The organism is Caulobacter sp. FV2ps19, assembly GCF_058681035.1.
Genome location: NZ_CM178729.1, coordinates 173,607 through 197,939, shown reverse-complemented (window position 1 = coordinate 197,939; position 24,333 = coordinate 173,607). Strand labels below are relative to the sequence as shown.

Annotated in this window: 14 protein-coding genes; 11 read left to right on the top strand and 3 right to left on the bottom strand. The window is 60.4% G+C overall.

What is annotated here, in order from left to right; genetic code table 11:
- Positions 1-82 precede the first annotated feature (82 nt).
- From ACW18B_RS00875 to ACW18B_RS00835, 9 genes are all read left to right on the top strand, one after another.
- Positions 83-1,573, top strand: a complete 1,491-nt coding sequence (locus ACW18B_RS00875; RefSeq protein ID WP_492048974.1) for a hypothetical protein — start codon at positions 83-85, stop codon at positions 1,571-1,573.
- Positions 1,570-2,772 carry an AAA family ATPase gene (locus tag ACW18B_RS00870; RefSeq protein ID WP_492048973.1) on the top strand — a complete coding sequence of 401 codons (1,203 nt, stop codon included), beginning with the start codon at positions 1,570-1,572 and terminating at the stop codon, positions 2,770-2,772. Before ACW18B_RS00875 ends, ACW18B_RS00870 begins: the two co-directional genes overlap by 4 nt.
- The gene (locus ACW18B_RS00865) at positions 2,769-6,122 is read left to right on the top strand and encodes a peptidoglycan-binding protein (RefSeq protein WP_492048972.1); all 3,354 of its coding nucleotides are present in this window, start codon (positions 2,769-2,771) and stop codon (positions 6,120-6,122) included. Before ACW18B_RS00870 ends, ACW18B_RS00865 begins: the two co-directional genes overlap by 4 nt.
- A 281-nt stretch (positions 6,123-6,403) precedes the next feature.
- Positions 6,404-7,558: a hypothetical protein gene (locus tag ACW18B_RS00860; RefSeq protein ID WP_492048971.1), complete on the top strand. Its 1,155-nt coding sequence runs from the start codon at positions 6,404-6,406 to the stop codon at positions 7,556-7,558.
- Positions 7,559-7,803: 245 nt separating this feature from the next.
- Positions 7,804-10,977, top strand: coding sequence for a toll/interleukin-1 receptor domain-containing protein (locus ACW18B_RS00855; RefSeq protein WP_492048970.1), 3,174 nt, complete (start codon positions 7,804-7,806; stop codon positions 10,975-10,977).
- Positions 10,978-12,182: 1,205 nt separating this feature from the next.
- Positions 12,183-12,836, top strand: a complete 654-nt coding sequence (locus tag ACW18B_RS00850; RefSeq protein WP_492048969.1) for a vWA domain-containing protein — start codon at positions 12,183-12,185, stop codon at positions 12,834-12,836.
- 3 nt (positions 12,837-12,839) lie between these two features.
- A complete protein-coding gene (locus tag ACW18B_RS00845; RefSeq protein WP_492048968.1) occupies positions 12,840-13,721 on the top strand; it encodes a PP2C family serine/threonine-protein phosphatase in 882 nt (293 codons plus the stop codon).
- Between the two features lie 148 nt (positions 13,722-13,869).
- Positions 13,870-15,978, top strand: a complete 2,109-nt coding sequence (locus tag ACW18B_RS00840; RefSeq protein ID WP_492048967.1) for a hypothetical protein — start codon at positions 13,870-13,872, stop codon at positions 15,976-15,978.
- Positions 15,979-17,146: 1,168 nt separating this feature from the next.
- Positions 17,147-18,181 (top strand): toll/interleukin-1 receptor domain-containing protein, encoded by a 1,035-nt coding sequence (locus ACW18B_RS00835; RefSeq protein WP_492048966.1) that lies wholly within the window; start codon positions 17,147-17,149, stop codon positions 18,179-18,181.
- A 408-nt stretch (positions 18,182-18,589) separates the two neighbouring features.
- Here the strand turns inward: ACW18B_RS00835 and ACW18B_RS00830 are convergent, their stop codons facing one another.
- Both ACW18B_RS00830 and ACW18B_RS00825 read right to left on the bottom strand, forming a co-directional pair.
- Positions 18,590-19,453, bottom strand: coding sequence for a hypothetical protein (locus ACW18B_RS00830; protein ID WP_492048965.1), 864 nt, complete (start codon positions 19,451-19,453; stop codon positions 18,590-18,592).
- Between the two features lie 174 nt (positions 19,454-19,627).
- Complete coding sequence (locus ACW18B_RS00825) at positions 19,628-19,957, bottom strand: helix-turn-helix domain-containing protein (RefSeq protein ID WP_492048964.1); 330 nt, start codon at positions 19,955-19,957, stop codon at positions 19,628-19,630.
- A gap of 154 nt (positions 19,958-20,111) precedes the next feature.
- Here ACW18B_RS00825 and ACW18B_RS00820 point away from each other — a divergent pair, with 154 nt between their 5' ends.
- A complete protein-coding gene (locus ACW18B_RS00820) occupies positions 20,112-20,636 on the top strand; it encodes a very short patch repair endonuclease (protein ID WP_492048963.1) in 525 nt (174 codons plus the stop codon).
- The gene (locus ACW18B_RS00815) at positions 20,629-23,025 is read left to right on the top strand and encodes a DNA cytosine methyltransferase (RefSeq protein WP_492048962.1); all 2,397 of its coding nucleotides are present in this window, start codon (positions 20,629-20,631) and stop codon (positions 23,023-23,025) included. The genes ACW18B_RS00820 and ACW18B_RS00815 overlap by 8 nt, the downstream gene beginning before the upstream one ends.
- Positions 23,026-23,027: 2 nt before the next feature.
- On the opposite strand, the gene ACW18B_RS00810 is transcribed toward ACW18B_RS00815, so the two are convergent.
- Entirely contained in the window at positions 23,028-24,332 is a 1,305-nt protein-coding gene (locus ACW18B_RS00810) for an McrC family protein (protein ID WP_492048961.1), read from the bottom strand.
- Position 24,333: the final 1 nt, after the last annotated feature.

The window sequence follows — 24,333 nt, the reverse complement described above, 5'->3', positions numbered from 1 at the left end:
CGTCTGTGTTCTCACAGGCAAAGACGCAATAGACGAGGTGGAGCGACGGGAGGGCTCAGGCACGCTCATCGGACCCCGTCACGTGCTGACCTGCGCCCATGTGGTGGCGAGCGCGCTCTATCCTGGAAAGGATCTCAAGCCACTCCGCGATGCGTTCGCCGCGTCCAACGTCTGGCCAGCCGACAATGTCACCGTCATGGTGAGTTTTCCCTTCGTTGGCGAAGAGCGGATCGCCTACCCTGCTCGTGTCGTTGGCTGGTCTGCAAAAAAGCAGACCCTGGCCAACCGGGCATTGCCTGACGACGTCGCGCTTCTGCTGATCGACGCCGATCTCCCAGAGGGTCTCGAGTATGGCGTGCTCAAGGCCCGCAAGTTCATACCTCACGAGCTGCTAGACGGTTTTGGGATCACGTCGGTGGCGCGGGAAGGCACGCCATTCGAGGGCGCCAGCACTAGAAAGGTGCCTGGTCGCTGCACCTTCCTGGCGAGCGTCGTGGACAATATCCCTGAAGCGGGATGCTCCGGCGCGGCTATCTTTGGGAGTGAAGGGCCGGAAGTCCTTGGCATGGTCACCAGCCTCCAGGGGCGCGGTCGCGGCCTCTTCCATGCGAGTGAGGAGCTTCTCAAGCTGGACTTCGTCGAAGACGCGGTGAAGCGCGCTTCGCATGTTGCGAGTTCATCAAGAGCCTTGTCGCGCGATCACTCGCTGGCGAGGATCGAAGCCCAGGAAAGTGAGGCGGGCTGGGGCGGTCGGCTGAGCCCGCGGCTCTATGCCCTTGATCACTCGAACGTCCACGATCCGGTCCTGAGTCTTGCGTCCTATAATCCCGCGCCGCGCATCGCGCTCTGTGGGGGGCGCGACGAAGACTTGGCCCTCTACCTCCACTACCGTCTGCAGATGTCTTTCCAGGCGGGCGGGGTAGATGAAACCGCTGCGCCGCAAGGCATATGTCTGCCGCTGAGCGCGACAAAGGCCGAGTTGACTTGGCCTTCCCGTAGCCTGCGCCAGAACCAAAGACTCGACTTCCTCAAGGCGCAGTTGAGCCAAAAGCTGCTCGCCGGCGGCGACGGGCGTGGTTTCAACACAATTCAAGCTGCGCTGGCAGAGGAGCCTTTCTGTGTCTATTCGAAAATAGAACTGACAGGGAAGATTGTTAACAAGGAAGACGGCGAGCTCCTGCGCGAGTGGGCCAAACACCTGGCCAAGATTGGTTCAGAACCTTTGGTGGGTGACCTCTCGCCGCCCAAGGCTCTTGTTCATGTGATCTGTATCTTGCCGCCGGCCGGCTCCATGGCACCCGATCCCGAGAGCTTTCAGCAAGCGATCACCGTGCTGGCCAAGGCGGCCAGAGACCGAAAGTCGCCCGCCGATACGGTCTACGATTTCCTTCTCGAACCTCTGGATCGCGAGAAGATCGAGGATTGGTTACGGCGGGTCGCCTCATCAACCGAGCTTAGCGCCGACGACATAGGGCGCCTGGCGCAAAAGGCTGAGCGCCACGCAGCCTCAAACAACCCAACGGCCCCCATCAGACTAAGGGACATCAGGCTATGGCTGGACTCACTCGCTTGAAGACCAACTTTTTCCCGGTCCTCGTCGCCGAGGACAAGACGCTGCAGTTCATGCCCAAGTTGGGATGGGCCCACGACGGCGATCGGTATTACGAGCCCGCGCCCGGATTGAAGGAAGCTCTCGAGCTAGCAATGGCGCTGGGGCAGCCTCTTCTCCTCACCGGGGGGCCCGGCGCGGGTAAGACTCAGGCGGCCTTTTGGCTCGCAAAGGAACTTGGCGCCGGCGACGTGCTGCGCTTTGACGTCAAGTCTACGAGCGTTGGCCAGGACCTCTTGTATAGCTTTGACGAGCTCGGCCGTTATCGCGATGCGGCGGCTAACAAGCCCAAGCCCTTGATCGAGTACATTCGCTTCAACGCTCTGGGCCAGGCCATCCTGCGCGCGCTCGGCGGTGACACCGTTCTCAAGACCATGGTCGAAGGTGTCGAGCTCAACAATGCGGAGCTGCGTCGCTATCCAGAGCGATACAACGACCTTTTTGGCAAAGCGTGGATCGACGCTGGCAACGCCCTCACTGTCGCTGAGCTGATGCGGTTTACCGACAAGGTTGCGTCCGAGCCGCAATCGCGGATCGTCCTGATTGACGAGCTCGACAAGGCGCCGCGCGATACGCCCAACGACCTTCTGGCCGAAGTCGAGTCTATGAGCTTCAAGATCCCGGAGCTGCGCTTGCGGGTGAAGGTTGACCCGCCGACCGATGAGCAACGCATTGGCAAGGGCGCATCTGAAGTGCGTCCCGTGGTCATCATCACCAGCAATGCCGAAAAGCCGCTACCTGAGCCCTTCACGCGCCGCTGCCTCTTTCTTCATGTCCCGCCGCTGGATGGTCCAACGCTGGCCAGGGTCATCAACTGGGCGCTGTTTGGGCAGACAGAGGAAGGGCGGGCGGCGGTTGCATCGGGCAAAGATATTGAGATCGCCCCAGTGGCCAGGGAGATGCAGGACGCGATCGACACGCTGCGTAGCCCACGCCAGCCCTTACGCCGCAATCCAGGCACATCCGAAATTTTAGCCTGGGCCGTCGCCGCCCATACGCTCGGGGCGAAGGGTTCTTTGAAGGCGTGGTTGAAGGACGCCAGGAACGAAGCTCGAGTTCTGCAATCATTGCGCGCCCTTCTGAAGTACGACGACGATCAGAAGAACGGCCACAAGGCGCTTCTGGCTTGGGCTGGCGTTGCGCCTAGGAAGGCACCCGCTTGAGGCGCTTAATTCAAATTTTCCCGGGACAGGTCGGGCTCGCCGTCAGCAAAGAGGCGGCGCAAAACCGGGTTGATGAGTTCGTCAACGGGTTCGTTGCTCGTCTGCAGCTATCTGTAGGCCAACAGTTGCGTTTGGCGCAGGTGCGCGAGCGCCTTTACGAAGAGGGCGTTGAGCCTTCCACACGCGCCTACGCGCGTTATCTATCCCCGCTGATCTGTGGCAGTCCCGAAGAACAGGCTCAGTTTCTCGCCGGGTTCGCCCATCTCGAGTCGCGCCTCTATGAGGAAACGGCAGCGCCAGCTGGCCAGGATGAGACTCCGGAAGAGTCGCCGCTGGTTTCGGTCGCGCCAACGGCACCCCCGAAGCCTTGGTGGCGAACGCCAAGAGGCCGGGCCTTTCTTGGAGGGTTGGCGCTTACACTCATCGCCTTAGTTGCGTTCATCGTCTGGCCGAGAGGCGCGCCGCCGGCCCCGATTACCAACTATATTCAGTCGATCGTCGAGCCGGCTGTTCCGCCCACGGCGCCACAGACGCACGAAGTGCCGAACGGCTGGTGGTTTCATTCGCGGCTGACGCCATGGGCGCTGATTGGGCTTACTCCGCTCCTGGCCATGCTCGCCGCCAGCCTTGGTCTCTTTGCCGGACGCTCTTGGCGTTTTCGCCCTCGGCCTGATGAAGCCCGCGACGCGGTTTTACCCACCGCGCTGGATGGTCATTTTGCAGACCTAGCAACCCACAGCGCGGTGCTCGACCTTGGCCGATACGCCGCCGCTGCTGGGCAGCGCCTGCATGTCCACCGCACCTTGCGCGCCACCTTGCGCAATGGTGGGTTTCCCACGCCCCGTTTTGGCGGGAGAGCCCAGGCACCAAGCTATATTGCACTGGTCGAGCGCCAATCGCCCCGCGATCATTTGCCTTTGGTCGCCGAAGTCTTTGACAGGCGCTTTCGCAACCAGTTTGTCGCCCTTTCGCGCTTTGGCTTTCGGCGAGACCCCACGCGTCTGCGCGATCTTGACAACCTTTGGGGCGGGGAGGTGCGGCTGGATGATCTGGTCTCAGCTCAACCTGAGACGCGTTGGTTGATCATCGCCGAACCGGCGCCCTTGTTCTCTCGCGGCGCGCGCCTTGCGCCTTGGCTTCAGAGACTGCTGGATACGGGCAAGGTCGCGTTCTTCAATCCCCGCAGTAAAGCCGATTGGGATGACGATGAGCGCACCCTTCGGCGCGCCGGCGTAGCGGTCTTGCCTGCGACCAGCGCGGGTCTGCGCACCTACGCTGACTGGCTCCTAACCGAGGGTGCGGCTAAGGCGGGCGAACCCGACCTTACTCAACAAGGCCTGGACCTTCCTTTTCATTTGGCCCGGCGTCAGACGGAGCTCTTTGACGAAGAGCTTTCCGACGCCGCTTTTGAAGGCTTGATGAACGATCTGCGGCGCTGGCTTGGCGGCAATGGTGTGCGACTGTTTCAAGCGCTGGCCATCTATCCGCGTCTGGAGCCAGCGCTCACCTTGGCGCTTGGTCAGGCCTTGCCGGCACAGATCGCGCGTTCAAGAAGGCGGTCTGGCGTGGGGAGCTTCCTTACGGCTCTAAGGCGCATTGTTCGCCTAGCCGGGCGGGCGCGGCTTAAGGCGCCTGCGGAGACGGCGGCTGTAGCGGCGACAAGCGGGCGAAGGCTCCACAAAACGTTTGAGCCGACCCGTAGGACCCCGACTAGGCCGCGGCCCTTCGTCTTCGCGCGCTATTTCTCCCTATTCAGGCGGTTGATCGCCAGTCTGCAACGTCGCGAGGATGAGACGCCTACGTCCTCATCGTCGGTTCTGGACGATGATCTCCTCATCCGCCTGGTTCGGCTGCCGTGGCTGCGCCTTGGCTATTTTCCCGGCCCCCTGCGTCAACAGCTTGCCAGGCAGCTCTCCGCCGAAGATCTGGCTGCAACGGTTCGTGTTGTAGAAGCCTTCCTACTCGCCGACGGCGCGGCGGTGCTTGATCCGTCGGCTCCCCCGCCAGACGACCGAGATCTTCTGGTTCCTTGGTTGAAGACGCACCGCGACTCCGACCTTCACGATCAGATCCTGATCGATGCGCTTTCGGGCCGGCAAGCCGAGGCGCTCGACACACCAGAATCCTCTAGCCCTGGTGTGGTGTTGGGCCGTTTCTTAGGCCCATACCTGAGAAGCTGGCCACCATGGATTGCGGTTGGCTTGGGCCTGGCGTTGATGTGGCTTCAGCCGCAAACCCTGACACAGGAAGATCCCACCCCGCCTGCGCCTGTCCAGCAGCCTCAAGCCAAGCCTGCAGCCGATCCACCGGCTCCACCCAAGCCCACCATTCAGGCGGAAGCTGCGCAGGACGCACCTGCTTCAGATGCGGCTTTTCCAGGCCTTAGGCCGCGAGTCTATTTTCAGATCTCTGAAGAGTCTCAACGCAGCTTGGCGCTTATCGTGGAGCGGAACCTGGAGAAGGCGGACCTGGGCGGCGGCGTTACGGCGGTGGTGCCAGGTATCGAGCTACGTCCTGTATCGCGTAGCGCCTTGAGGTGTTTCAGTAAGGTCGAGTGCGCCCGCGCAGGGCCTATCCTTGCTCAGATCAATCGGTACTTGGTTTTCGAAGCTCGCTTGGAGAATGCTTCCGGGTTGGCCTCCAAAGGGGCGCTTCGCGAGAACCACTTTGAACTTTGGTTGGCTCCAAATGCGTTTGACGACGTATTTCCGCCTGCATGGGGAACGGCCGGCGGGAGCACCGACCTACAAACCTCGCGATCGGAATCTCAGGCCCCTGTCTCTTCGGAGGAGGTCCGCCGCGGTCAGGCGCGATTGAAGGCCCTTGGCTACAATATCCGCGAGCTAGATGGCATAGCCGGCGCTGCGACAGTCGAGGCGCTAAAGGCCTGGCAGCGCAATCATGATTTACCTGATGACGGTGTCTTCTCAGCCTCGACTTTGGATGCGCTGGACGGCCTTGCAGAAGAATCAAAGGCGTCTCTAGTTTCAACGGAAAGTAACGCTATACTTCCCGCGCGGCCGTTTTCCAATCAGCTTATTGTATATTTTGCTGTCAACAGCACTGATGTTGAGTCTGAGTCGGAGATTTCTATTCGTGGTGTGGCGAATTATGTAAAGGGATTCGATTCTCGATACGTTATTCTAACATCGTATCGAGCCGGCGTAAAGGATTTCGATGCGGAAAGGCGGTTGAATTCTGTTGTGTCAATACTTGAAAAATATGGTGTTCGTTCCGATATGATCAAGTCAAAGGTTGTGACTGAAGACCGTATTGCTGCGTCTGGAGTTCGAGAGCCTAATCGCATCGTTATTTATATCTCAGAGCCACCCCTTGACGTGACCCCCTGAAACTCCTCTTGCGCGAGAACCGGTAGCGCCGGTCGATTGCAATCACTTGAAGTCTTGCGGTTGAGTTTTGGGAGGCAAGCGAACAACGATGCGCTTGAGGACCGCATCGGATTTTGGGCTCTAGCGTACATTGAGGCGATGCTGGCGTCAGGGATGATTGGACATTTAACTCAGCGTCCAACGTACGTGGCATGGCGGCCTCTCAGCGGTCTGAAGGCCTCAGGTACTGGCTAGCTTGGCAGTGGCAACCATGCCTGCCGCGAATACGAAGGAGCTTGGATTTGGCGCGATCGCAGTCGCTGTCTACGGATCCCCTTGGCCCATTCGACGACCCGTTGCGGTCGTGGCCAAACGACGATCTGCTCTTCGAGGACGCTGCTCGTGATTATCTGCGGCAGCGAGATAAACCCCTGCTCGAGGTGCTAGATTGGCCAGAGTTGCGCCTCCAGTTCAAACGGCACAACCAACTGGCAAGTCAGCACCGAGTTCAGAGTCGTCGGATCGGGGTATCAGCGATTCTTCTCGCGACTTCCGGCGTCTGTGTTGCCGCGCTATGCCAGCTCGTCGCGGACTATAAGTTTTTTGGGCTGCCCGCCGAACAGGTGGCTGCTGCGGCGGCCGCCCTTCTAACCGTCACTGGGGGTGGCACCGGGCTTTTACACTGGGGTGATCCCAAGGCGAAAAACGCCTGGCTGGGGCATAGATTCTGGACCGAGAGACTGCGTCAGCTCTACTTTCAACACGTAGTGTGCAGTCTGCCGGCTGCAGCGAAGGCCTTGAAAGGCGGCACCTGTCTCGACGACTGGAGGGCGGATCGTGCGGCAAGGCTCGCGGCCTTCGAGCACGACATGAGACAAGCTCCGTTCCGCATCCACGCGATGCGCGAAGATCTAGTCGAGGAGGGCCATTGGCTAGACCCGGCATGGCGTGAAATGCCCGCCCTCGATCCGCAGGATATCACACCGGACTTCGACAAGCTCGTGGCCTACCTGCGGGCACGGCGCATCGGTATCCAGCAAAGCTACACTGAGTTGAAGTTGCTACAGACGCTTGCATCGCCCCGGATACGCACGAGTGTGCTGCGGGCGACCGGAGACTCCCTGTCCGTTGTCGTGGTCCTGTTCGCATTCGTCGCAGCCGCGAGTCTCCTCGTAGGGCTTTCCGTGGAGGGCGTTTGGGTGAAGGGGCTTTTGGCAGCGGGGGCAATTGCTGGGGCCGGTGTTGCCGCTAGCCGGGCTCTCGACGAGGGGCTCCGCGCCCGCGTGGATGCGGAACGCTACGATTGGTATCTCGCGTGCGCACAAGACGCCGGCCGCCGGTTTGACGCTGGCGGAAGCACCGAGCGCGTCGTCGCATTGCGCGAGATGGAGCGCAACTCGTATCAGGAACTGCGCCGTTTCACCGACACGCACCTCACCGCGCGCTTCATGCCTTAGACGCGTCTACCTGTCCGCTGGCTCGTGCCTGGTCGGCGCAAGTTTTAGTTCGCTAAAGTGCTCGTCTATTGCATTCGCGAGGGAGGCTGGGGCTTGATGCGTTGCAGCGCCAATGCATAGCTAATCGATGGCTTTCGCCTTAGGCGTGCGGTTGTGGCGTGATGGCAGCGTCGCGTGGCGGGTCGGCCGATGCGTCTTTGCCGCGACACCTTGGAGCAGGCCCTTCACGATGAGGCATCCCCGCTGTGGAAGACGCCGAGAAGACGACTAAGCGATTGCGCTGCTTCCTGTCGTACAGTCGCGCCGACTCTATCGGTCTCGATCGTATATGCGACGCTCTTCGGTTGCGCGGCGTAGATCCGATCTTCGACATTGCGAACAGCGAGCCCGGCGCGGTCTGGCAGACTCGGCTCCTTCGGCTGATGCAGTACTGCCACTACTGTATTCCCCTTGTGTCATTGAATTCCCTGATTTCTGAGACTTGCCAATGGGAATGGGGCGAAGCTGAGAGGGTGGGGCTACGCCTCTTCCCAATAATCCTCGACGAGACGCCGCATGAACATTTGCCGGGGCGGTTCCGGCGGTTACACGTGGTCTCAATCTCCGATCCGACGACGCTTGATGCCTCGATCGCCCAGATCGCCCAATCGATGATTGTGGACGCTCATTGGTTTGAGACCCAGGCCGAACTGGGGAGCCTTGTCGAGAAACAAGCTAGCGGTCTCAGCACTCCGGCTAAGGCATGGCGCCTGCGGGATGGCTACCTCACGGGAGATGCACTCATTCGGGGGGAAACGTGGGCGCGCCTTAGGCCCGAGCATGTCCCCAACGTCCCGGCGTCGATCAGCGTATACTTGGCAAAGAGCCGCGAGGCCGAAGACGGACGAGTCGCGCAGACGTTAACGGACCTGTGCGTGGAGAATATGCAGCAAGCTTACCGCAGCGGTCAGTTCGAGCGGGCGATCGAAAGCCTGACATCAACGGCAAGCGCGATGAACAGAAGCAAGGAGGCGCCATGTGTGCCTCTCGATGTGCGTCCACTTGAGGTTGGGTACCTCGCGGCTAGCTGCATAGCTTCCGATTACGGCCTTTCTAACACGATGTTCTCTAACGTGTGGACCATGCGAACACTGCCGGGGTCGAAGAGCCTCATCGTAGAGGGCGATCTGCGGAACGGTTCGTTTAAGGCCGAGCGCGCACTTGTAGAGTGGGACCTCGGCGCAAACGAAGTGAAGACTTTGGCGGCCGGACATGCGTTGTTTCCTTTCGCTATCGCTCAGCGCCGTCTCGCTTATTTCTCAGGGGGCAGGGTTGTGCGCATTGTGGGCGCAGGGGGCGACGAGGCTAGCGTCAACATCCTTCTGAGGAACATGGAGTTCGCCTGGGGCGATGGGGAGCGCGATTACCATGCGGAGCTCCCAAATGAGATGTGCTTCTCGCCAAGCGGGGATCGGATCCTGCTCAGTACGACCTACGATAGAATTTGCGTCGCAGATGCGGCGACGGGTGAAGTTCGGCTCGAATTTTGGCCCGAAAAGCCTAAGAAATACCGAGGAGACACGGATAGTGTCTGGCGTGTTCGGACAAGCCATGATCGCACTATAATCAGCTTTATCTATCATGAGGCCGGCTTCGTTGGTGTATGGTCTGAAGATCAGATTGTCGTCGCTCATCGAGTCGATAATATCTATCGATGCCATATCTCTCAGTGTGGAAATTATTGGCTGGTCTGGACAGATCGCAGCCATCTCCAAGTCTATACGCGTGATGCCGGTTCTTGGCGGATCGCCTACGAGATCGATCTGGGCGAGGATAAGCTGTCCTACGGCCTAATCTCTTTAGACTCGCGCTTCCTCGTGGTCAGGACAATGTCGTCGTCTGTTTCGATCTGGTCGCTGACAGACGGTCGCTTGCTCACCCCTACACCTCTACGCGGCCTGGCGGCGCTCCACGTCAGTTTGTCTGGGCGGGGGAATGAAATCTGCGTCCTCGGAACCGATCGGCGCCTTACGATCATTGATCTCGACCATCCTTATGACCACAGAACCGAGAGGCGGCTGCGATCCGACGTGACCGAACTCGAATTCTTGGATGGCGGGTTGGTAGCCCTACTTCACAGCACGGGCGACTTGCGAGTCACCCAGGTTGAGCGAATTGTCCCCGTGTTTAGTTATACTGGGCCGCTCGCGAAAAACGGCTGGGCGATCGTGCCGAATTTCAACGGCGTGCTCTTCGTTCGTAACAATTCCCTTCAATTTAGGAGGATATCCGACGCCAGCACGCGTCTAATACTTGAAGGCGTTCGCCGGTTTGCTTTAGTGGGCGCTCCAGAGGGGGCGGTCGAGCTACTGGTCGATCTAGCAGGAGACTGGTGGCGCATGCGGGTGCTCGCCGACCTCACCGCTCAATTGCTCGATCGCTTGGCACCGCTGGCCGGTGCGTCTGAAGTCATACTACTGGCTGATGGGCGAATTGGCACCATCACGGAGGGGCAGGCAACGATATGGCCGGCCGCAGGGGATGAGGCCCTATTCCGCGTACCAGGCTCCGAGGCGGTCGTTATGGCGGCGTCCACGGACGGCGCTCGCATTGTCCTCGGTTCGAAGAGCGGCAAGCTCGAGTGCTTTGACGGAGTGAGCTTCCGATCGATCTGGCACGCTCAAGTAGGGGACAATCGACGGGATGTTGTGACAGAGATCTGTTCCATATCCGTGCCGCAAAACGGTGGGTGCCTGCGCGTTGGCTACACCCATTACGAGGACCCCGGCCCAATCGTCCGCTGGCCGGAGGTCGTGCCAAAGACGTCGCACCTAGTCCTGAACATGCGCAATGGCTGGACGCTCTTCTACGATTCGGATGCTGTGCCGGCGTCGGATGGCGGATTTATATACCTCGAAGGTCGCGCCTTAATGTTTCGCCACCACCGAGAGGTTGTGGACGATGATGACTTTGAGCGAGAAGAGTCGCGAGTGATCATTCGCTGCGTTGACGAGGATTTGGCCGGCTTGGCCGGCAATGACACAGGCCAATGCGTCGCTTTCTTTGACGCGCGTTCCGTTGTCTCGGTAGTCAGCGTATCGGCGGGAGTGATTTTGGCCCAGTGGGACTTCGCGGGTCGACGCATCCACACGCTTGAATTGTTATCCGGCGGAGACTGCCTAGCAGTATCGTTCGATGGCGGTGGGCTTGAGATCTTTGCCGTACCAAAGGGCATGGGCGAAACCGACAGCGTCCCCCAACTGCTGCTCAGGTATATGGCTAGCAGCGGTGAGCAAGCCGCGAAGCATTTCGAGAAAGGGCTCGACCTCCTCCAGAGCCAGCGCAAGGCAGAGCGGGGGGCGACGCAGCGTGACGCGTTTCTGGCCTGCTTCTCCGAGGAAAGGCGCGCTGAGGCGGTACCATTCCTGGTGACCGGATAGCCGTTAGCGATGTGACCGCGCCACCCGATGCCTGCCAGGATTTTTTTGGGCGTTTTGGGCGATCCAATCCTCGCACTCCCCGCTATCCGGGGAAGGACGCCGCCGTCACCCAGTCCGCGCAGAGCCATCCTAGCCTTCGACGCGTGACCAAGGAAATCTCCAAAGGCTCCGCGTAGGGGCTCGCACGTCGAGCGGTTCAGCACCGTGGTGGTCAGCGCGGCTAGCGAAAATGATGCTTGCGGTGCTGAGTCGAAATGCTCAGCAGGTGACGTGACCCCCATAGTTCTCCAGAGCATCCGTATCTGCGCACCTACGCCATTTTGCGCCAGGGCTCCCAGAGCTACCCTTGGGCCGCCGATTTTACCCTCGGAGTCGCCCTCGGCCCGGTGGAGCGGGGCTTGCGGGCCACCGAAAATCAAACGCTTTGATCGTGAGAAGGGTAGGCACCGAGCGGGCTGGAAGTTGGGACCAATGAGTGATGGCTGTCGCCGCGCCCGCACACCGCCCGGCGACGCCCGTAGCCGGCATCGCCATGTCTGCGCACGTGCAGGTCGAGCGCCTCGCTGATCCAAGTCCCCTCTCGACGGTCAATATTCTCGCAATTCCGTTCGAAGCTGAAGCCTCGCCTCAGCGACTACTCACCCAAGCGCGCAATATCGCACATTTCCATTATGCGCTTTCGAGCATAGATCTCTCTCTCAGCTCTTGACTGCTTCCCTTGTCAATTCGCGCAAGACGGGTATGTTTGCTTTTTAAGCTTGGGAAGCCGTACCAGCTGAAAGGGACTCTGCGTTGTCTCGCCGGCCCAAATTTTCTCACCACCTGCCGGCGCGGAGGCCTGGATCATTCGGCAAGGGGCCCGTCGCGGCCGCCTTCGAGTGGCTGACATTTAGTTGGACGAGATTTGGAGCGTTGCTCCTGTGGTTTCCCACTGTCGGCATTGCCGCGAATGTCGCGGGCACAGGCACTGAACTGCTCGCACTCATCCTCTTAAGTCCTGTTCTTTCAGTTTTATTGTTTTTTACGCTAAGGGGTGTGACCTTCCTATTATTGTTCGTGCCGGGGCTGGGCCCAATCATGGGGTGGGCGCGTATTGCGTATATCTTTCTGTTCTATCGATTAGTGTGTGAGCCCGCCCCGGTCATCGAACTACCCGCTTGGCATGCGAAATCGCAGCGCTAATCTGTCGAGTAATGGAGAGCGATATGTCTGCATTCGATAATGTGCCGACGTACACCAACCGCGCAGAACGTCTTCCTTGCGTGCTTGTACTAGACGCATCTTCCTCCATGGAGGGCGCCCCGATCGCAGAACTCAACGCTGCGCTTAGGGATTTTGAGGCGCTTCTCAAGGAAGACGAGCACGCGAAGAAGCGGGTGCGAGTTTTGGTGATTGCTGTTTCCAGTTCCGCGACAAAGTCAGCGGAATGGACGGATGCCGAGCATTTCTCAGCACCGACGCTATTCGCCAGCGGCACTACAGCGTTAGGGGAGGGCGCGGCGCTTGCTCTTCGAGAGGCGCGCGACGAACTGCGCCGTCTTAAGGACGCAGGCATTGCGCGGAAGGTGCCGTGGATTTGGCTCTTTACCGACGGGGAGCCAAACAACGGGTGGGAGGGTTCTGCTGACGAATTGCGCGCGGCGCACAAGAGCGGAGAGGTGCTCGTCTATCCCATAGCGGTCGGCGCCGGCGCCAATACGGAGAAGCTAGGAAGGTTCGAACGAGAAAGTCATGTCTATCGTTGTGATCCTTCCTCTTTCAAAAAGCTTTTTGAATTTATCTCGGCGTCTGCAAAATCCGCATCCGCAAAAAAGGAAGTCACGGTCACGCCACTATTCGATCAGATCACGGCCACCTAGGCCGTGATACGGCGACCAAAGGCTCCCATCTCACGGGAGCTGCGCCTGCCGAAGGCGCTCCTGGGCAAGGCTGTTTTTAAAGATCGTCCACCCGACCTAGCAAGCGGTGCCCTTTCTCACTCCGGCTACAGAGCCCTCGCCGCTTCTGTCGTCGGCCCGACTCATCTGGAAAACGGAACATTCCGTCAGGACCATTTTGTTTTGAAGGCGGCAGGCGCCTTCATAGTCGCAATCGCGGCGGATGGCCTAGGGTCTGCACGTTACTCACATGTCGCTGCTCGATACGCGTGTGAGGAACTGGCGGCGAAGCTGAAGTGCAGCCTTGACGGCCCCTCTCGCGAAACAGGTGAAATGGATGTCGAAAAGGCGATCCGCGACGCCCTTTTCGACATCGCACTTATTTTCGATCGTGCAGAGGAGCGGGGCGCTCCGGGCCCAATGTACACCACAATCCTTGGTGCGGTGTGCGGACCGCAGTTCGTCGTGGTTTTCAATTTCGGCGACGGGGTAGCGGCGGTTTTCGACTGTGCTGAGACCGTCCGCAGCCACTGCTTTTTGGGCCCAGAACACGGCGAGTACGTCGGACAGGTTTATCCTCTCTTGCCGAACGGTTTTGACGATCATTTGCGAATTTGCAGGGCTCCTCCGGGGCAGAGGATCCTAATTGCGACGGATGGCGTAGCAGACTTCGCACTGCTTGATGACGAAACCGATCTAAAGGATGAGTTCGTTCAGAGCTTCGACACCGCTGCGCGTGATGTGAAAATCGAGGACCTTCCGAAGGAGATGACTGCCTACTTAAGTGGTGAGCGCGCATCGGCGGTGAACGGAGATGACAAGACCCTCATCTGGATTCAGAGCACCCGAAATGCTCCTGCGATCTGACGGCGGCGACGTCATAGACCTGTCCGGGGCTAAGCCGCTCGGTCGGGGTGCGTCTGGAGAGGTTTTTTCCCACCCTGAACACCCCTCGCTTTGCGTGAAAGTCTACCACGCGACGGATACTGCTCAGGCCGCGCTCAAGGTGCGCGCCATGATCGCCAATGTCCCTCCGGGCGTTGCAGATCGTGCCACGGGTCGGATTCAGGCCGCCTGGCCAATCGAAGCCGTTCATAACTCAGGGGGCGCCGTTGGGTTCTTGATGCCCCGTGTGGATTTCAAATCAACGCGAAGCGTCACGGCAGCATGTAACCTGGCCGAGACCGACGAGATCGCCCGGAAGGATTTGCTCTTAGCGGCTATCAATATCGTCTCTCTAGTCGCCAACATGCACCGAGCAATGCATCGATTGATTGACTTCAATCCTGACAATTTCCGCCTCGATAAAGATCTCGGATTTTTGACGTTGGTTGATTGTGACGGGTTCCAGATCAGCGACGGTAATAGAGGAGTTTATGATGCAGATGCCGCCTGGTTAGATCATTTAGCGCCGCAATTTGTTGACGATAGCGGCAATCCAAATATCAAATCTGCAAACGACCAAGGTGATTTTCAAGATCGCTGGGGTTGTTCAATACTTGTTTTCCGACTCCTGAACCGGAACATACTACCATACGACGGCATCCCCCAAGCAGGAATGGCAGCGGCTTTTCCCTCCGAAAACGCAGAGCGCATTCGCGCCTGTAGAAATTTGTATCCCTACGGCACCTCCCCCTCCTCAGTGCTTAAGCCTCTGCCGCTTTCGCTCCATAGCGGCTTCCCAGGCCCGCTTGCTGAGGCCTTTCATGAGTGTTTCGCCAATTACAACCCGCTGGGAGCTGTAGAATGGCGAGCGCTCCTAACGGAGCTGATGCGACAGGGGCGGTCCTGTTCGCGCGAGGCGAGCCATTACGCCCTCACGCCGAACTGCGAACAATGCAGCGTGGCGATTCCGAGAGCCTCCGCAGCCGGCATCGCAACGTTGGCGGGCAGTACGCCGGCCATTTCTCCGACAATAGTTGGCGCTCCTGCCGGTCATGCCGCGCTCCAGGCTCAAGCGCCAACTGCTTCGCACTACAGTGGATGGCTGATCATTTGCGCGCTCGCAGCGGCTGGCTTGTTGATCCTTTGGCTCTTTGGAGGCGAAAAATCGTCTACGAACTCCGCCATACCGATGAAGCAATGGACGGCGGGAATCGTTTGGGCCGCCCCTCAGGAAGCGGACACGGCTATCAGAGAATGCCGAGATATAGACTGTCAGTTGGCTTCTCTAACAAGGTTCGGTGCGCCCGCCGAAACCATCGACTTCGTCACCAGCCATCCCGACGCGTTCAATATTTATCCTCAGTCAAAGAACATAGGATATCCGATCGCCATTCATGGGCGGGGAAGGGTAAGGGCTGTGGAGATGCTATATCCGGGCCTCGGAATGGCGGGAATTTCAGATTTTATGTTTGTAAACGGAGGGCAGAAAGACTTCAGACCTAAGGACGATATTGAGATGGCCGCTAGTCGAAACAGTGAATATTCCAACTTCAAGGATCGGTATCCTAAGGCTACGCTGTGGAATAGTTTTATGTTCGAGTCGGAAGTGGCCCGAGCGGGTGGTGGCCAAGAATTCCGATTTGGCCAAGTTCTTCTCGATGGTTGCCACGCTTGCGGGGTTCTCGGGACACTCGAGTTTTCTTACAGCTTTGATGGGGTGGGCCGCTATCTCGGGTTGACTGTACTCGGCGTGCGTGCCGACCCTGACGCACCCTATGCTGCCCTACTCGGCGAATTGAGCCAGCGAAGCCAAGTCGATGCCACTATGCCGCTTGTCCTGGCGGATGGCGCGACCGTACAGGCACAAGCGCAGACTATACTATCCGACGCGGGAAAATGCCGACTTTCCTTTAGCACCAACCCGTATTCTCCTCCAGGCGACTGGTTCATGGTGGAGCAGAAATTCAGTATCGGCGCGGTTGATCTAGTCCGCACCGGAACTCAGAGTTTGGAGGCGCCTGCAGCGGTCAATCCATCCCCGGAAGTTCCGCAGAACAACCTGGTTATGTCCTGTAGGAGTGGCGCGGCGTGCATCACGCAAACCTACACCGACGCTCAAGGCCGAGGTCCTGAATTGACCTCCCTTAGTTTCAGCGTTCTTCCCGAAAACATCGATAGCGTGCTTCGGACCTACCGCTCGCTACAGGCCATGTGTGCAAGTGAGCCCTTGGCGCGCTAGCCATCAGGCACCCCAACGCCGACGGCTGCGCCAGCTATCCGCCTGAATGTACCGGGTGTCCGCTGAAGGCCTTTCTTCTAAGCTGCAAATTCGGTTCCTCGCGCGCCCCCCGCAAGTGGCCATCCGTGGCCAATTCACCTTACGGCCATCCACCCTTTGCGGGCGTCGTTTGGGCCGCTAAATCGCCAGCGGCCACTCATAGTTCTCCGCAGCATCCGTATCTGCGCACCGATGTCAGGAGTTTCCGGAGCTTCCCTGAGGCGCCGATTGTTTCCCGCACGCGCCGAAAGCGGACGTCGCCAAGGGCGGGGCAGAGTGGAAATCAGCCCCGCGCCGACAACGGGACAGTGGACCTTCGACCCGCATGCGGAAATCGCGAGGAACGGCCAGCACCAGGGGGCTCTGAACGTACGCTGCTCACCTGGTGCCGATGGCAAGGAGCGACCCATAGTCGAAGTTGGCGGACGCCCTGTCCTGAGGTCGATCTCGACCGCCCTCAGTCCAACCGGGATCCCACGCTGTACTCCACCTCGTTGGCGCGCAAGACCGTCGCGAATGCCTCAGCGTACGCGCGGTTATCCTCCATAGCGAGGTCAATGATTGCGTCGTTGTCGTGGGGCAAACGCCCTTTGTCTACGCTTTGGCGGACCAGCAACGTCCAGCGACCTAGATCGGCTCGTAGTAAGGCGTCGTTGACGGTGCCCCACTAGCGCCTCAGATCGCTAGCGGCCATTCATAGTTCTCAGCGGCATCCGTATCAGCGCGCCATTTTCTCCAAGATATTCCTATAGTTGGCAGCCCCTCCCGGGGCGTCCCGGCTTAGGCCTCCGTTTTAAGCCGGGTTTTAGGTCGGGCTCGTAGCAAGCTCGCTGGGCTCGGAGCCGCGATATGCGTTGGCGGTTTCGGACGCTCGCTGTATCGGCGTTCGAACCGTGTCAGGCGCATCTGCGCCAATCTACGAAATTGTATCCAAGAACGCGTTGGAGCCGCCGCTAGTACGCTGCCAGAAGCGGACTTGGCCACCGTTGAGAAGGGTGGGCACCTCCCATGGCGACGGCCGGCCGAAGGCCGGCTATATGCATTCGCCCTCGCGAGCGCTTCCCCCAGCATTGCAGCCCGCCCGCGCGGCAGCTTACAAAGACACCCTGCCCTAGCCTAGGTCCAATTCATGAGCGGAATCTTCATCAGTCACGCCGTCGCCGACAAGGCCTTGGCGGAGATACTGGCCAACTTCCTGAAGGAGGCGATCGGCGTCAAGCAGGCCGACATCTTCGTTTCCAGCATGGTCGGCCACAACATCCCGCTGGCGGAGAACTTCAACGAGTACATCAAGGACAAGATCCAGCAGCCCAAGCTGGTGATCTGCCTTCTGACACCCTCGTATGTCGAGAGCGCTTTCTGCATGATGGAGTTGGGCGCTGCCTGGGCGAAGTCGCACCGGACGCTTCCGATCCTAGTCCCGCCTATCCAGTTCGACTTCGTCACCAAGACCTTGGGCCTAACGCAAGGGTGGAAGATCACCGACTCCAAAGGGCTCACTGAACTCAAGCTCATTGTCGACAAACTCTTCGCCGGCGACCTTGAGAATCGATCCCTTCCGGTCTTCGAAGATAAGAAGAATGCTTGGATTCTGGCGATCGACAACGTCGTCGCGAGCCTGGAGCCGGCCAAGAAGGTCGACGCGCAGGTCCATAACGACCTCAAGGCTGACCTAGAGGCTCGGGACGCCAAGATCTCCGTACTCGAGGCCGCCCGGAAAGGCGACGCCGAGAAGATTTCCGCCCTCGAGAAGCTGAAGGACGCGTCGGACCTCGCCGCGCTCAACGCTCAGCTAGCCGGGGCCGACGCCCTCGAAGTGGAATTTGAACAGCTCGTTGCAGCAGTGGGAAAGGCGATGCCCAGCGTCGCCTTGAGCGTGAAGCGGCACATGGCCTTGGATTATTTCGGCAAGGCCAGGTCGATCGACTGGGACAACGACGCGTATGAATTCAATAGGGCTATCGACGTCAACATCATCGGGGGGCCTGACCAAGACTATCAAGTACAATGGGACAAGCCGAAGCTGAAGGCGGTGCAAAGCGCGCTCAAGGCGCTAGGCGAATTCTTGAAGAGCGATGCTGCCGAGCCCTTCTTAGATAGGCAGATCGACAAGGGGATCCCGACCGAACCGGACGATCTAGAGTTCTGGGAAACCCACCTGTAGCAGCGATACAAGCCCTCGCTCAAAGCAGGGTCGTCCGCGCCACCGCGCACATGCGATCACGAGCGCGATTAGTCAGTGTCCTCTTCGCCACCGAATTACTCTCAGGCCATTGTCTGGCGCTCATGGAGCGCGAACGGCTTCGTAAGGGGCCAACTTTAAGTGCTTGTCTCCGGCGACAAGGATGCAATCGTCTCCAACCAGCTTCGTCAGGATGTGCCAGTAGATCTGGCCATCAGGCCGATTTGTGGAGTTCATGCTGTCGAGCAACGGCGCGATGATCTGGAACGGGATAGACCAGATCCGCCCTGTATCAACGGCGCACAGCACTAGAAACCCTTTCTCACTCTCTATGAGATAGTCGCGTTGAGTATCGTAGAAAGCATACCAGTAGGACTGGTAGTCGCGATCTTAGCGTTTGGAGACTGAAACAACCGCCCTAACTGTATCGTCGCCAGCCTCAAATAGAGACCGTCGACGGCGTGTGAGCCGGACGCCGAGGCCACGTGAAACCACCTCGGCCGCGTCCTGGCGGATGCTTTCAATGCCGGGTGTCGGCAAGCCGGAAGGCAAGCGCGTTGGAACACTGTTGGCGGCGACATTGACCGGTGCGCCGACCATTAGGGTCTCGGCGGGGCCGGCCTCGGGTATCGGCTCGTCAGTGTCTGCTCTCACTTCGAACATCAGATCGACGATCCGATCGACCCGGGTATACTCGATTGGGCGCAAGATCGATCGGATGCGATCGGCGACCATTGGCGACTCGGCGTTGACCTTAACTTGAAGCAGTCGCACGAGACTCGCTGCGCCGATCATTCGCATCGTCCACGCATGCCGCGAGCCTCGGATCTGAGCTTCCAGTGCTCCGGTATCGTCGCGACCGACGATGAAAAGTACTGAACTTTGATCGGCAATCGTACCAGCTTCAGCAAGTTCCTGGCGATACCGCTCCACGACGTCGAGCCCGATTGTATAAGTGTCAGTTGTCTTTACTTCGACTACTAGGTCGATGCCGGACCGATCTTGCCATATCCCATCGTATCCGGTGATACCCCTCCGCCCCTGATACACGCCATTGGTCACGGCAAAATCAAGTCGACGACCGATTTCATTCACAACATCTTGTAGTACCAGGCCGCTGTCTTCGAAACCTTTTCGGTTTGTCTTGCCTGAATCGCGTTCGAGGCATTCGGCGACGAACCTCTCCAAATCAGGCGCTTCCATTTCAGAGAGCACAGCGCGAAATTCAGCGGAGCATCTGGAGCCATCGAGCATGCGGCCGTCGCCAGCGAGATTCACGATTTGCCGAAGGCTGAGTTTTCGAACCTCTTCGGGACGCTCCCGCCACAGCACCATTAGCGGTCCTGGCACCTCTTGAGGCGCAGAGGCTGATGATATTATGCCGGATTTTCGCATCACACCCTTTAGCGATTGAACAGCTAGCGGAGACTAGCGCGGCTTTGTGGTCGCCAGCTTGATTAGGTCGAGCAGCCAGCGACGCTCAGAAGGGTTGAGCTCACCCAGCAGTCGGTCGATCTCGGCCAGGATCGGATCGGGTGGCGCCGTCACGTCTCCGCCGAACAGCACCGCGGCCGGAACATTTAGGGCCAGGCACAGCGCATCGAGCGTGTCGAAAGACGGTGCGCTGTCGCCCCGCTCGATCCGTGAAATGAGATCGGTCGATCGACCGACAGCTTCGGCAAGCTGCGACTGCGTCAGACCGCGCTGCGTCCGGAAACGACGTAGGCTCTCGCCAAATCTCGTCTGCAGCTCGGTCATCGCGCCTCCGTCTCACGGATACGGGTCCTGAGCCTGACTGTAGAGGGAATGAAATTCTGCTTTTCTCTTCGACTAAGAATGATATTCTGTGTCATGTTTAGGCTTCGGGCTCACACCTGGTGCAGCCGACATGACGACCGGACGTTAGCGCAGCATGGGTGACCGCGTGGATATCCCGCAACGGCCAAGACCGGAATTCGACGACGTGTCTCCGGCGCGTCGTCGCAATATGGGGGCAGTGCGCGGCAAGGACACGGTGCCCGAGCTTCGCGTTCGTCGCATGCTGCATGCGGCCGGCTATCGCTATCGTCTCCATGTGCGCGATCTGCCCGGGCGTCCCGATATCGTATTTCCCGCCAAACGGAAGATCATTGAGGTCCGGGGCTGTTTCTGGCACCGGCATCCGGATCCGGGCTGCAGAAACGCTGTCCTGCCGGCCACGCGCCGCGAATGGTGGGCTGAAAAGCTCGACGCCAATGTCGCCCGCGATGATCGCAACCTTCGAGCGCTGGAGGCGGCCGGCTGGTCTGTGCTGGTCCTCTGGGAATGCGAATGCCGCGATGAGACGGCCATCCAGGCGCGTCTGTCAGACTTCCTCGGGCCGGCGAACAGTCAGGTTTTTCGGCACAAATCGAGTTTCGATCCAGTACCCCTTGGGCATACTCTCCGTCATGACTAAGACACCGATTCGAAACGTCGAAGCTCGCGAGGCGAACGACATCATGGCCCGCGTGGCCACGCAGATCGGAACGCGTGGTCTGACGATGCGCGCGGCCGCCGAGGCGATCGGCGTCGGGGTGACGACTCTTGAAAAGCACCTGGCCGGCGAGCACGTCAGGAGCGATTCGGCGTTGAAGTACCGTCATTGGCTCGAGGGGCGTGGCACCCCGCAGAACGTGTTCGTGCTCGCCCCGCGGGACACGGTGGTCGAGGTCGATGCCGAGGTCGCCCTGCCAACCGCGCCGGCGCGGCCGCATCTGGTGGTGGACATTTTTTCGGGCTGCGGCGGCCTGAGCCTCGGCTTCGATCTTCTGGGCGAAGGGCGCCACTTCCGCACCATCCTTGCCGTCGACAATCAGGCCGCGCCCATCGCGGTGCTAAATCACAACGCCGCTGCGTTTGGCCATGGAGAAGTCGGCCCCGGTCGCCAGATGGACCTGACCGAGTTCACCAACGAGGCGGAGTTCCTGACATTCTTCCTGGGCCATGTGGCGGTCGTCGAAGGCGATCGCAGCATCGCGCGCCGGCTGGACGCTCTGGCCAATCGGGCCTTCCCGAAATTCCGGGCCGCCATTGCCCTGGCCGACGCGGCCTATGTCCATGATCTCAATCTGGTGCGCGCGTCGGAGGAGTGGCGTCTGGCCTGTGAGCACCTAGATCGCTCCGCCTTAGGCCAGACCTCAGTCATCGGCTTCCATGATCAGCTGCGTCTTCCGAGGACGGGAACGCGCCCGGCCACCCTTCCGGCTGTTCTCTGGGGCGATCCTGAAGCTGCGCCGGCGCCGTCCGATTCAGCCGTTTCCGCCATCCTAGTGCGCGGGATGGAGCATGAGTGGGACGCCGCGGTCGCCGGCCTGTCAGCGCGCCGGGACGCTTCCGGTCGCGGTCAGCTGACGGCGTCGGCGCGTCGCGTGACGGCGTTCATGCAGTTGCTGGAATCGAAGGCCATGCGTCCGGTCCGGGCGGCTTGGGCGAAATGGCGCGCGCGCCGGGTCGATCTCCGGGCGGGCCTCTTCGAAGATCCAACTTTCAACGTCGAGCTTCGGGCGCTCTATGCAACGACCTGTCCGGTCTCCGTGCTCGTCGGCGGCCCGCCCTGCCAGGGCTTCAGCCGCATCGGCCGCGGCAAGATCCGCAGTCTTCGCGAGGCAATGGTCCACGTTCAGGGCGACGCCGAAGCCGGGGATGCGCGCAATCTGCTGTTCCGCCAGTACGTGATGGTTCTGGAGGCCCTTCGGCCCGATGTTTTCCTGTTCGAAAACGTCCAGCACTTCCAGTCGACCGTGAAGGCTGATGGCGTTGAGTTTCAGGCCACTGAGGTGCTGGCCGAGGCAATCGCCAACATGTCGGACGGCGAGGTCTCGTATGAGGTGGCCTCGCGCATTCTGGACGCCTCCCGCCACGGCGTGCCTCAGACTCGGCAGCGCTACTTCATGTGCGGTGTGCGGCGCGACACCGGTGCGGCCACCGGCCAGGCCGAAAACGTTCTTCGTCTGCGGCGCATGAACGAGGTGACCCTGGGCGAGGCGCTTGCAGGTTTGCCGCAGCCCGACTTCGTCGGCGGCGATAACATTGGACGCGAAGGCGGTCAGGGCCGCGTGAGTGTGGGTGACACCGGCTTTGCCAGTGACGGCTTCGCCGGCTGGATCCGGCGTCCGTCGCCCGGAGCCACGCCTCCGGCTGAGGTGGACGCACATATTGCGCGGTCGGCCCGCGCCGACGATGCGGCGTTCTTTGCCCTGATGGGTCCGGGCAAGCGCTGGCTAGACTACCGCGCTGACGAAGCGCCGACAGTGAAGGCGATGCGCGGCCTGCTCGATGCGCTGAGTGCGCTGCCGGATCGCGCCCTAGCCGATCTTCGCAAGACCGCCGCCGCCGCTGGCCATGCCTTGCCAGATGAGGCCGAACTGAGCCAGCTGCGCGGGCGCATGGATGGCTCGCTAAGCCTGCGGCTCCTGCTTGAACAGGCCGGCGCCAAGCTCAATCAGCCGCACCACCTGTTGACTGACACCTATTTGGCCAAGCGCGACGGCCACCATGGCGACTGGGTCGCCCGGATGGATTCCGGGCGCCCGTCCAAGACCATGGTTAGCCATATGGGCAAGGATACCTACGGCTACGTGCATCCCTCGGCCCCGCGGACTATCTCGGTGCGCGAAGCCGCCCGCGTGCAGACCTTCCCGGACTGGTTCTCGTTCGGCGACGCGGCTTTGACAGACGCCTTCAAGATGGTCGGCAATGCGGTGCCGCCGCTACTCAGCCACGGGATCGCGGCCAATGTGTCGCTGGTGCTGGCAGGCCGCGCGGCCCTTCGTCCATCACAGCCGCAGCGCCGCGCCCGAGTCTGAGGTCAGGCCGCCTCGGCTTGGGCGACGAGCCTGTTGGCGACGTAGGCGCAAAGTGCGGTCCGCGCGGCGGCGCCCCGGACGTCGTGGGCGATCAGAGCCGGCAGATGGACGCCGGTGATGCTGAGCCGTGCGTCGAGACCCGCAACCGTGAAGTCCTGCCTGACCGGCACCTGATCGGCGCTGGCGAACGCGGTCGGGCAGAAAACAAAACCCTCAGACACCTGATAGGCGGCCAGATAGGTTGTCAGCTGATAGGCGTCCGCCTCAGACAGCGATATCGCGCCGGAAGGACCATCAAGTATCCGTTTCCACTTGGCATCGCCAATCGCTGCAACGGACCCCGGCGAGCCAAACAGCAGATCAGGCCGGAGCGGCAGGATCGCCTGCGGGTTCTCCACCGGGCCGGTCAGCAAACGCCGCGGCTGGCGTTGCAGCTGAACACCGTGCGCGGGCAGGCCATCGCGGAAGACCCGCCTGAGCACTCGCTCGAAGAGATCGTGAAGCCGGAAAAGCACGGCCACGGCGTCATGACGTCCGGCGCGTGTCGGATCGGGTGAAACCTGGCGCAGGAGCATGTCGGCAAATTCGATCAGCGGCCGCCAGCGCAGCTCAGTCTGCTGAAGGATGATCCGTTGGACGTCGCGCCGATCGGGTATTGTTTCACTGACGTGAGCCAGATCCTGCAGAACCCGCTGGGCCATTCGACGGGTGGCGACAAGGCGCGTGCGGCCGCTGACCTGGATCAGCAGCCAGCGCACGAGCTGGCTCAGGACGTTGTCTTCGCTGAGCGGCGCGTGCCGGACATGAAGTTCGAACTCGCGGCCAGGACCGCGGCGCGCAAGCTGGCGCATCTCGATCCGGCCGCGAACGGCCGTCGATACGTCGTCCCGGGTTTCGTATCGTCGGGGCAGGCCCTCGCGGACATTGGCCAGCGTCTGGCGGACAACCCAGGCCAGGACGATTTCCAGCAGAAGGCGCTCGCCCGGCGCTGTGCGCGCATCGATGACCCAAAGGCGGTCCATTACGCCGCCGAACTGCAGGAGGTCCGACAGGAAAATGGTGGCCTCTGCGGGTGCCTCGTCCTCATGGGTCCTGGGCAGGATCTCGACGATCAGATTTCCCAGATCGACGACGCCGACTACGCCGAGCGCGTGCAGCTGGCGGCCGCGGATCTCGAAGGCCCGGAATCCGGCCCGAAGCGCGGCCTGATCCAGCCGCTCGCGAACCGCTGCGGTGTTCCAGGCGTCAGGCAGCGGCACGCGGCTGTATTCGAACGCCCGGACAAGCGTCGGCCGCGCCGTTTTCACC

Coding starts and splice junctions, on each gene's coding strand:
- ACW18B_RS00825 (WP_492048964.1), bottom strand. CDS start 19,957: ATGACCGAGCTGCAGACGAGATTTGGCGAGAGCCTACGTCGTTTCCGG.
- ACW18B_RS00815 (WP_492048962.1), top strand. CDS start 20,629: ATGACTAAGACACCGATTCGAAACGTCGAAGCTCGCGAGGCGAACGAC.
- ACW18B_RS00820 (WP_492048963.1), top strand. CDS start 20,112: ATGGGTGACCGCGTGGATATCCCGCAACGGCCAAGACCGGAATTCGAC.
- ACW18B_RS00850 (WP_492048969.1), top strand. CDS start 12,183: ATGTCTGCATTCGATAATGTGCCGACGTACACCAACCGCGCAGAACGT.
- ACW18B_RS00840 (WP_492048967.1), top strand. CDS start 13,870: ATGATCGCCAATGTCCCTCCGGGCGTTGCAGATCGTGCCACGGGTCGG.
- ACW18B_RS00835 (WP_492048966.1), top strand. CDS start 17,147: ATGAGCGGAATCTTCATCAGTCACGCCGTCGCCGACAAGGCCTTGGCG.
- ACW18B_RS00830 (WP_492048965.1), bottom strand. CDS start 19,453: ATGCTCGATGGCTCCAGATGCTCCGCTGAATTTCGCGCTGTGCTCTCT.